Genomic DNA, 2243 nt, shown 5'->3' with positions numbered 1-2243 from the left:
CTCAACGGATCAGAAGTCTTGATTGTAAAACTTTTGCGACAAGCATCCGATTCTCTTCTCAAAATTTCTGCTACCTCTTGATCTAAAGCATAGAGTTCAATTATCTTTTCCTCCAGTCCTACAGGAACAGATTTTTTGCCAATCTCGACAGAAGATAAAAATGCTACAGATATGTCTAATTTTTTAGCCATATCTAAAAGGCGTTCGGAGTGATCAATGCGAAGTTTCCGTAAAATTTTACCAAAAGATGTAACCATATAAAAAGTCCTATTAGAGAAGAAATATTTTCTTCTGATTCTAACAAATCTTTTTATGATTTTCCTCAATTATTGCGAATCAAGAGTTCTTTTCGGGGTGGTTTTTTAGCAAAACCAGAGGTCCAAATGGTCTCTAATTCTAAAAAGTCAAAATCCTTAAAGATCTCTCGAACCGCATCACAATCATTTAGACTCAAGACAAATTTGCCTTGTATGCTTTTGAGAACTTTTGCCATACTCACAAAATCATCTTCAACAAAATTCCCAGAGCTGTAACACTTCTTCTTCACAAGATAAGGCGGGTCTAGGTAAAATAAACTGTCGGGTGCATCAAATAGCTCGATAACCCGTTCCCACGACAAATTTAAGATTGTCGTATCAAGAAGCTTCTGTCTAACACGCCTCATCCTTGATAACAGCTTTTCGGGATTAAACTCTGCCGTTCTTTTCCTTCCAAAACTAAAAGAGACATAATCTTTTTTCCCATACATCACACAACGTTGGAGAAACAAAAAACGTGCGGCTCTTTCAACTTTGGAAAGGCTTTCTGGATCAATCGCCGCAAGTTCAAAAAACAACTGTCTTGAACAAACAAACCATTCTAGTCGTTTGGCTAAATCATCAAAGTTATTTTGAACACATTGAAACAGGTTCGTGATCTCTCCATTCAAATCATTAATAACGGAATATTTTGCTGGTCTTTTATTTAGGAAAATAACACCAGAGCCTAAAAACGGTTCAACATAGGTTTCATGGTCAATATTATTTAAAATCGGTATAATTTTCTTACGCAGATAGTGTTTACCACCCATCCACGCAAACAATGTTTGTGTAAATTCTTGTTTCATCATATTTTTAAAGGAGAGATTTGATATTTAACTTTTGGTTAACCATCTTTTAAGATGTGAGAAGCTATTCTCTATGGCGTCCACAAAACGGGAAAAATCTATTACAAACATAAAGACAATGAAGGCTATCAATTTCATGATGCGTGACATCATCTTTAAGCCTTGATAGGTCTCTATCATCTCGTGAAGGAGCTGTTGTTCTTTTTCTGTAAGATCTTTATCTTTGCTGCTTCGTTTCTTGACCATCTTTCCAACCACATAAATGGGCTCCCTGCTTGTTATGCTTCAAAATATCTCTTGCAAGGTTGGAACTGATGACCGCAACATCCTTATTATCCAAATAAATGGGCAACCAGCCACCACAAGAAACAGACCTATTTGCCGCGCACCCAACGAGAAAGTTCAGAGCGCACACCAGCATCACTTTTTTGATTAACTTCATTTTCTACCTCAAGCCGCGTTGTTGCTGTCTTTAAAGCATTCTCTGTTTGCTTTTGCCGTTCGCTTTGCTTGCCAAGGTGAAACGCCTTGGCTAAAGCCATAAAAAAAACGGCTAAAGCCGCTGTAAACATCAGAGAATATTTCTTTAGCCAAAAAATCATAAGCATTGCTCCCGAAACCGCTTGGCGACAATCACTATGCCCGTTACAGCCGCTAAAACCATGATGCCTGCTAATGCCCATTGCACCGGTCCATTGCCTGCTAACAAGCCGCCAAAACCAGAACAAGACCCTATAATCGGGGCAAGTGCTTCTATTTTAAGAAGTCCGGTTGCCGTTTTCGTTTCTACCCTTTGATAATTTGAAGAAACATAAGACCCTTTTACCCATAATCCTGCTTCTGCTGCTCGACGGTTGGCTAAACCCGCAAGAGGCTTCCCACCCACCTTATTCCATTTCTGTAATTCAACAGGTACGGCTTCATAATCCCCTTGATTAAGCTTCTTCAACAATGTTGACTTGCGAAAAGCAGCTGTTCCTACATTATAGCAAAATGAGACCAATGCCGCGAATTGGCAATCCGTTAACGAAACCGTGACCGATTCCTCTACCGTCTTCTCAAATTGCTTTAAGTCTTCACAAAGGATTTCTTCTGCTTGCTCTTGGCTAATACACATGCCTTTTTTGACAAGGGGGTG

General features: G+C 39.1%; 5 protein-coding genes. All 5 read right to left on the bottom strand.

Annotated features, from left to right (window positions below):
* Positions 1-257, bottom strand: a 257-nt coding sequence (locus tag ACFIJZ_RS09665) for a helix-turn-helix domain-containing protein (protein WP_375631934.1), incomplete at its 3' end; no start/stop codon positions are given.
* Positions 258-322: 65 nt separating this feature from the next.
* A complete protein-coding gene (locus ACFIJZ_RS09660; protein WP_375631932.1) occupies positions 323-1108 on the bottom strand; it encodes a DNA adenine methylase in 786 nt (261 codons plus the stop codon).
* Between the two features lie 24 nt (positions 1109-1132).
* Positions 1133-1363 carry a hypothetical protein gene (locus tag ACFIJZ_RS09655; RefSeq protein ID WP_273791210.1) on the bottom strand — a complete coding sequence of 77 codons (231 nt, stop codon included), beginning with the start codon at positions 1361-1363 and terminating at the stop codon, positions 1133-1135.
* Between the two features lie 116 nt (positions 1364-1479).
* A complete protein-coding gene (locus ACFIJZ_RS09650) occupies positions 1480-1707 on the bottom strand; it encodes a hypothetical protein (RefSeq protein ID WP_012754703.1) in 228 nt (75 codons plus the stop codon).
* Positions 1704-2243 (bottom strand): lysozyme (locus tag ACFIJZ_RS09645; RefSeq protein WP_375631930.1); only part of this gene is annotated, 540 nt, incomplete at its 5' end. The genes ACFIJZ_RS09650 and ACFIJZ_RS09645, both read right to left, overlap by 4 nt.

This window comes from Bartonella sp. CL70QHWL (assembly GCF_042194855.1).
GTDB lineage: Bacteria > Pseudomonadota > Alphaproteobacteria > Rhizobiales > Rhizobiaceae > Bartonella.
This window is presented reverse-complemented; position numbering and strand designations above follow the sequence as displayed.